7 protein-coding genes are annotated in these 7786 nt (G+C 66.9%); all 7 read left to right on the forward strand.

Annotation, left to right across the window (positions count from 1 at the left end):
- Nucleotides 1-376 precede the first annotated feature (376 nt).
- Genes AC3WLF_RS02895 through AC3WLF_RS02925 form a run of 7 tightly spaced genes read left to right on the forward strand, consistent with a single transcriptional unit; the run spans nt 377 to nt 7650 of the window.
- Nucleotides 377-2116, forward strand: coding sequence for a glycosyltransferase family 39 protein (locus tag AC3WLF_RS02895; protein WP_492357803.1), 1740 nt, complete (start codon nt 377-379; stop codon nt 2114-2116).
- 36 nt (nt 2117-2152) lie between these two features.
- Nucleotides 2153-2524, forward strand: coding sequence for an EamA family transporter (locus AC3WLF_RS02900; protein WP_011617364.1), 372 nt, complete (start codon nt 2153-2155; stop codon nt 2522-2524).
- A 55-nt stretch (nt 2525-2579) separates the two neighbouring features.
- The gene (locus AC3WLF_RS02905; RefSeq protein ID WP_492316822.1) at nt 2580-3752 is read left to right on the forward strand and encodes a DegT/DnrJ/EryC1/StrS family aminotransferase; all 1173 of its coding nucleotides are present in this window, start codon (nt 2580-2582) and stop codon (nt 3750-3752) included.
- Nucleotides 3731-4750, forward strand: a complete 1020-nt coding sequence (locus AC3WLF_RS02910) for a glycosyltransferase (RefSeq protein WP_492357804.1) — start codon at nt 3731-3733, stop codon at nt 4748-4750. Before AC3WLF_RS02905 ends, AC3WLF_RS02910 begins: the two co-directional genes overlap by 22 nt.
- A complete protein-coding gene (locus AC3WLF_RS02915) occupies nt 4750-5691 on the forward strand; it encodes a formyltransferase (RefSeq protein WP_492357160.1) in 942 nt (313 codons plus the stop codon). The genes AC3WLF_RS02910 and AC3WLF_RS02915 overlap by 1 nt, the downstream gene beginning before the upstream one ends.
- Nucleotides 5688-6740, forward strand: a complete 1053-nt coding sequence (locus AC3WLF_RS02920; protein WP_492357805.1) for a bifunctional UDP-4-keto-pentose/UDP-xylose synthase — start codon at nt 5688-5690, stop codon at nt 6738-6740. Before AC3WLF_RS02915 ends, AC3WLF_RS02920 begins: the two co-directional genes overlap by 4 nt.
- 13 nt (nt 6741-6753) lie before the next feature.
- Nucleotides 6754-7650, forward strand: coding sequence for a polysaccharide deacetylase family protein (locus AC3WLF_RS02925; RefSeq protein ID WP_492319606.1), 897 nt, complete (start codon nt 6754-6756; stop codon nt 7648-7650).
- The last annotated feature ends 136 nt before the right edge of the window (nt 7651-7786 follow it).

Genomic DNA, 7786 nt, shown 5'->3' on the forward strand with positions numbered 1-7786 from the left:
CGGTGCTATGGCTGATCGGCTCCTGGGCCATCGTTTGCGGCATTCTGCTTATCCGCATGGGCCTGCGCCGTGCCCAGCGCCGGCGGGTAGCGTGCAACAGCCGGCCTGAGCAGCACTTTCCCCCTCCCCCGCGGCAATCCGGCACCCCGCAGGCCGTCTCCGGCACCCGCCGGGGGCGGCCTGCCCACCGTGCTACCATTGCCGGCCTCGCGTGTGCCGAGGCGGCAGTGGCGTGCGAGGCGCTGCCAGCGTGCCAGCCGCAGGCGACTTGCCTCCCTGGTGTCCACCAACAGGCAAGGCCATGCGTTGTGATGGCTTCCCGTCACCGCGCGCCCCACGCAGGACCATCGATCCGTCGCGCTTTTCCAGGAGATCTATGCGTAGTTCATCGACCTCGCGGGCTGCCGCGCTGTCCGTTGGAGCCACCACCGCCAGTGCGGTCGCACTGGCCAGCCTGTTTATCCTGCTGGTCTGGTTCGGCACCCTCGATATGCGTCACCTGCTGCGCTCCGATGAAGGCCGCTACGCCGAGATTGCCCGCGAGATGTTCGCCACCGGCGACTGGGTCACGATCCGCTATCAGGAACTCAAGTATTTCGAGAAGCCGCCCTTCCACCTGTGGGTGACCACGCTGGCCTACACGCTGTTTGGCGTGGGCGACTGGCAGGCGCGGCTGTGCGTGGCCCTGTCCGGCATCCTGGGGCTGGGCGTGTCGATGCTGGCCGCGGCACGCTGGTACGGCCGGCGCGTGGCGATGCTGACGGGGCTGGTGCTGGTTTCCGCGCCGATGTGGAATATTGCCGGCCACTTCAACTCGCTGGACATGACGCTGGCCGGCGCCATGGCGTGCGTGCTGGCCTTCATGCTGCTGGCGCAGCACCCGGATGCCACCCGCGCCGAACGCCGCAACTGGATGCTCGCCTGCTGGGCGGCGATGGGCGTGGCGGTGCTGGTCAAGGGGCTGGTCGGGCTGGCGCTGCCGGGGCTGGTGCTGGTGGTCTACACGCTGGTGACGCGCGACTTCCGCTTGTGGTGCCGCCTGCATCTGCCGGGCGGCATCGTCGCCATGCTGGTGGTGACGGTGCCGTGGTTCTGGCTGGTGTCGGAACGCAATCCGGAGTTCCTGCATTTCTTCTTTATCCACGAGCACTGGCAACGCTATACCTCGAACGTGCACCAGCGCGAAGGCGCGATCTGGTTCTTCGTGCCGCTGCTGCTGGCCGGCTTCCTGCCCTGGCTGGGCCTGGTTCCGCAAATGTGGAAGGCCGTGCGCGAGCGCGCCGGCGTCGCTCGCGGCACCTCGCCGCGGCCATTCCAGCCCGCCCTGCTGGCGGCGCTGTGGGCCGTGGCGATCTTTGTCTTCTTCAGCCTGTCCGGCTCCAAGCTGCCCGGCTATATCGTGCCGATCTTCCCGGCGCTGGCGCTGCTGGCCGGCGTGGCGCTGGACACGTTGACGGAACGCACGTGGCGCTGGCAGGTCAATGCCATGATTGCCCTGGGCGTGGTCGGGCTGCTGGCGTGCCCGTTTGTCGGCATGATGGACAAACCCAGCACGCCCAATGTGGTCTATCGGGAATTCGCAGTGTGGACCGGCATCGCCTTCGCGGTGATGCTGGGCGGCGCACTGCTGGCGCGCCGGCTGCTGCGCACGCGTGGGGTGTTTCCCAGCGTGGTGGCCTATGCGCTGGCGATGTTCATCTGCTCCACGGTGGCGCTGCGCGGTCACGAAGCCATGGGCCGGCCCAGTTCCGGCGCGGACCTGGTGCCCGCCATTAATGCCGTGCTGACGCCGGACATGCCGCTGTACAGTGTGGGCATGCTGGACCACACGCTGCCGTTCTACCTGCGCCGCACCACCATCATGGTGGCGCATCCCGATGAGCTGGAATTCGGTATCGGCCAGGAACCGCAGAAGTGGATCCCGACCATCGATGGCTTTATCGCGCGCTGGCAGGACGGCAAGCGCGCGGTAGCGATCATGTTGCCCTCGACCTACAACGCACTGGCTGCGCGCGGCGTGCCGATGCGCAGGATCGCCGGTGACCGCCGCCGTGTGGCGGTCGCCAATTTCGCGCTGCCGGGCAATGGCCCGCAGACGCAAGCCCCAGGACAGTAACCTGCAACTCCTGCTACTCCTGCACTACGCAGTGCCATGACGCTTTCCACCTTCGCTTTCATCCTGACCGGCGTGCTGCTCAATGCGGCTGCGCAACTGTTGCTCAAGGCCGGCGTCAATGCCATCGGCGCGATCACGCTGGACCGCGGCACGCTGCTGGTGACGGCGCTGCGCGTGCTGACCCAATGGCCGGTGCTGGCCGGGCTGACGCTGTACGTGGTCAGCGTGGGGGTTTGGATCGTAGGGCTGTCGCGCGTGGATGTGTCGATCGCCTACCCGATGCTGTCGCTCGGCTATGTGGTCAATGCACTGGCCGCCTGGTGGCTGTTCGGCGAGATGATCGGCCCCTTGCGCGTGGCCGGCATCCTGCTGATACTGGCGGGCGTCTTCCTGATCGCCCGCTCATGACGCGCCTGCGCGCACGCCGCCAGGTCCGACACCGACCGTACTTCTTCGCCCTGCCATGACCGCATCCGCCCCTGAGTTCCTGCCTTTTGTCCGGCCTGACATCGACGCCGCCGCCATTGCCGAAGTCGGCAAGGTGCTGGCCTCGGGCTGGATCACCTCCGGCCCGAAGATGCAGGCCTTCGAGGCTGCGCTGTCAGGCCTGTTCGGCGGACGCCCGGTGCGCACCTTCGCCAATGGCTCGGCCACGATGGAGATCGCGCTGCGCATTGCCGATATCGGGCCGGGCGATGAGGTCATCACCACGCCGGTCACCTGGGTCGCCACCGCCAACGTGGTGCTGGCAGTGGGCGCGCGGCCGGTGTTCGTCGATATCGACCCGCGCACGCGCAATCTCGACCTGGATGCCGTCGAGGCCGCGATCACGCCGCGCACGCGCGCCATCATGCCGGTGTACCTGTCGGGGCTGCCGGTGGACATGGACCGCCTGTACGCCATTGCCAGCAAGCACGGGCTGCGCGTGATCGAGGATGCCGCGCAGGCAATCGACTCGCGCTGGCGCGGCCAGCGCATCGGCGCCTTTGGCGACCTGGTCAGCTTCAGCTTCCAGGCCAACAAGAACATCACCACCATCGAAGGCGGCTGCCTGGTGATGAACACGCCCGAAGAAGCCGTGCGCGCCGAGCGCCTGCGGCTGCAGGGCGTGATCCGCACCGGCATGGACGGCATGGATGTCGAAGAGCCCGGCGGCAAGTTCAACCTGACCGACGTCAACGCCGCGGTCGGGCTGGCGCAGCTGGGCAAGCTCGACACCATCACCGCGCGCCGCGCCGAGCTGGCCGAGACGTATTTCCGCTGTGCCGCCGACAGTGGCCTGGAGGCGCTGGGCATCGAGCTGCCGCAAGCGCTGGATGCACACGATGCCACCACCAACTGGCACATGTTCCAGGTGGTGCTGCCGACCGAGCGCCTGCAAGGCGGCCCGGCCCGGGCGCGCCAGCAGGTCATGGAGGCCATGCGCGAGCGCGGCATCGGCACCGGCGTGCACTACCCGCCCATTCATCTTTTTACCTACTACCGCTCGCTCGGCTGGCGCGAAGGCATGCTGCCGCATGCCGAACGCATCGGGCGCGGCATCGTCACGCTGCCGCTGTTCCCCGCGATGCAAGCCACCGATGTGGAGCGGGTCTGTGCAATCCTCAGCGAAACATGCAAACGTCTCTCCAAATGAGCCCGGTCGAAGTCTCGGTCGTCATTCCGGTCTACAACGAAGAAGACGGGCTGCAAGCCCTGTTCGACCGCCTCTATCCGGCGCTGGATGGCCTTGGCGAGTCGTACGAGATCATCTTCATCAACGACGGCAGCGTCGACCGCTCGGCGCAGCTGCTGGCGGCGCAGTTCCACAAGCGCCCGGATGTGACCCGGGTGGTGCTGTTCGCCGGCAATTTCGGCCAGCACATGGCGATCCTGGCGGGCTTCGAGCAGACCCGCGGCAAGATCGTGATCACGCTGGACGCCGACCTGCAGAACCCGCCGGAAGAAATCCCGCGCCTGGTCGAAGCCATGCGCGCCGGCCACGACTATGTGGGCACCATCCGCCGCCAGCGCAACGACACCGCGTTTCGCCGCTATGCCTCGCGCGCGATGAACCGGCTGCGCGAGCGCATCACCAAGATCCGCATGACGGACCAGGGCTGCATGCTGCGCGCCTATGACCGCAACGTGGTCGACACCATCAATGCCTGCCGCGAGGTCAACACCTTCATCCCCGCGCTGGCCTATACCTTCGCCTCGAATCCCGTGGAAATCGAAGTCGGCCACGAGCAGCGCTTTGCGGGCGAATCCAAGTATTCGCTGTACCAGCTGATTCGCCTGAACTTCGACCTCGTGACCGGCTTCTCGATCGTGCCGCTGCAGTGGTTCTCGGCGATCGGCACGATCCTGTCGCTGCTCTCGGGCGTGCTGTTCGTGGTGCTGCTGCTGCGGCGCTTCGTGCTTGGATCGGAAGTACAGGGCGTGTTCACGCTGTTCGCCATGAACTTCTTCCTGATCGGCATCCTGCTGTTCGGCGTGGGCCTGCTGGGCGAATACGTCGGCCGCATCCACCAGGAAGTGCGCGACCGCCCGCGCTACCGCATCAAGGCCGTGCTGGAAGCGGACCAGCGTGTCACGCCGGCGGGCGCGGGCGCGGGCGCGGGCGCGGGCGCGGGCGCGGGCGCGGAGCAATGATGCGCGCCGTCGTCTTCGGCTACCACAATGTCGGCGACCGCTGCCTGCGCGTGCTGCATGCGCGCGGCGTGGAAGTGGCGCTGGTGATCACGCACCGCGACCGCCCCGACGAGAACATCTGGTTCCGCCGCGTGGCCGACACTGCCGCCGAGCTGGGCATCCCCTTCGTCTATGGCGAGGACCCTGCCGATCCCGCGATCGCCCAGGCCGTGCGCGACGCGCACCCGGACGTCATCTTCTCGTTCTACTACCGCGCCATGATCCCCGCGGGCGTGCTGGCGCTGGCCCCCGGCGGCGCCTTCAACATGCACGGCTCGCTGCTGCCCAAGTACCGCGGCCGCGTGCCGGTGAACTGGGCGGTACTGCACGGCGAGACCGAGACCGGCGCCACGCTGCACGCCATGGAAGCCAGGCCTGACGCGGGCTATATCGTCGACCAGACCGCGGTGCCGATCCTGCCGGACGACACTGCCGGCGAAGTCTTCGAGAAAGTCACCGTTGCCGCCGAGCAGACGCTGTGGCGCGCCCTGCCCGCGATGATCGCCGGGCAGACGCCGCAACACCCCAACCGGCTGGCCGAGGGCAGCTACTTCTCCGGGCGCAAGCCGGAAGACGGCCGCATCGACTGGAGCCGCCCGGCCGCCGAGGTCTACAACCTCGTGCGCGCCGTCGCGCCGCCCTATCCCGGCGCCTTTACCGACCTTGCCGGGCACCGCTTCATTGTGGCGCAGGCGCGCCGGCCGCTGCCGGAGCTTGCGCTGGCGCTGCCCGCCGGCACGGCGCCCGGCCTGCATGTGCATGACGGCCAGATCATCGGCCTGTGCGGCGACGGCGGCCTGGTCATGGTCACCCGATTGCTGGCACAGGATGGCTCGGCACTCACGCCGCAAGCCTTCGCCAAACTTATCCATACCGAATCATCCAACGAGGAAAGCCGATGAAAAAGGTCCTGATTCTTGGCGTCAACGGCTTCATCGGCCATCACCTGACGCGCCGCATCCTGGAAACCACGCCGTGGGAGGTCTACGGCATGGACATGTCGTCGGACCGCCTCGGCGACCTCGTCGACCACCCGCGCATGCACTTCTTCGAGGGTGACATCACCATCAACAAGGAGTGGATCGAGTACAACATCCGCAAGTGCGACGTGGTGCTGCCGCTGGTGGCCATCGCCACCCCGGCCACCTACGTGCGCCAGCCGCTGCGCGTGTTCGAGCTGGACTTCGAGGCCAACCTGCCGATCGTGCGCGCCGCGGTCAAGTACGGCAAGCACCTGGTGTTCCCGTCGACCTCCGAGGTCTACGGCATGTGCAGCGATCAAGAGTTCGACCCCGAGGCCTCGCCGCTGGTCTATGGCCCGATCAACAAGCCGCGCTGGATCTATGCCTGCTCCAAGCAGCTGATGGACCGCGTGATCCACGCCTACGGCATGGAGCAAGGCCTGAACTACACCCTGTTCCGTCCGTTCAACTGGATCGGCGCGGGGCTGGATTCGATCTTCGAATCGAAGGAAGGCTCGTCGCGCGTGGTGACGCAGTTCCTCGGCCATATCGTGCGCGGCGAGCCGATCAAGCTGGTCGACGGCGGCGCCCAGCAGCGCGCCTTTGCCGATATCGCCGACGGCATCGACGCGCTGATGCGCATCATCGAGAATCCTAACGGCGTGGCCAGCGGCAAGATCTACAACATCGGCAACCCGGGCAATATCCACTCGGTGCGCGAACTGGCCGAGATGATGCTGAAGATGGCAGCCGACTACCCGGAATACGCGCAGGAAGCGCGCAAGACGCAGATCATCGAGACCTCCTCGGGCGACTTCTACGGCAAGGGCTACCAGGACGTGCAGCACCGCGTGCCGAAGATCGACAACACCATCGAAGAGCTGGGCTGGAAGCCCGGGATCAGCATGGAAGCGGCGCTGCGCCGCATCTTCGAGGCGTACCGCGGCAAGGTGGTCGAGGCCCGCACGCTGGTCGATTCGGCCAACTGAGCGCGCAACGCAAATGGCACGCATTGCCCTGAAGGTCGACGTCGACACGCTGCGCGGCACGCGCGAAGGCGTGCCGAAGCTGCTGTCGATGCTGGCGGCTGCGCAGGCGCAGGCAACCTTCCTGTTCAGCCTCGGCCCCGACCATACCGGCTGGGCGCTGCGGCGCGTATTCCGGCCCGGCTTCCTGAAGAAGGTGTCGCGCACCTCGGTGGTGTCCAACTATGGCCTGCGCACGCTGATGTATGGCGTGCTGCTGCCGGGGCCGGACATCGGCCGCAAGGGGGCCGCCGAGATGCGCGCGGCGCGCGCTGCCGGCCATGAGTGCGGCATCCACACCTGGGACCACGTCTACTGGCAGGACAACGTGCGCGAGCGCGATGCTGCCTGGACGCGCCGGCAGATGCAGCAGGCGTTCGCGCGCTACACCGAGATCTTCGGCGAAGCGCCGGCCACGCACGGCGCAGCCGGCTGGCAGATGAACGAGGATGCATTCCGCCAGATCGATGACTGGGGCATGGCGTACGCGTCGGATGGACGCGGCACCGCGCCTTATGTTCCGACCATCGACGGCGTGCCCTGCCGGCACGTGCAGATGCCAACCACGCTGCCGACGCTGGATGAACTGATCGGCACCGACGACCTGACCGAAGACAACGTCCACACCGCGCTGCTGAAGCTGACCGAAGGCACGCGCGACCATGTCTTCACGCTGCATACCGAGCTGGAAGGCGGCAAGCTGGCGCCGGTGTTCGAGCGGCTGCTGGCCGGATGGCGTGCGCAGGGGCACGAACTGGTGTCGATGGCGACGTGGTATCGCGGGCTGGATCGGCAGGGATTGCCGGAGTTGCCGGTAACGTGGGGAGAGATCCCGGGGCGCAGTGGGGAGTTGATCGTGCAGCCGCAGGGCTGATGAGTCATTTCGACTGCTGAATATCACAATTGCCGATTGCGCGCTCCCTCTCCCGCAAGTGAACTGACCCCCAGAAGTTGGAGACAACTTTTTGGGGTTTTTACATGGCAAAGTACACCGAGCAGTTCAAGCTGCA

The organism is Cupriavidus sp. FW306-01-F10A, from assembly GCF_058782785.1.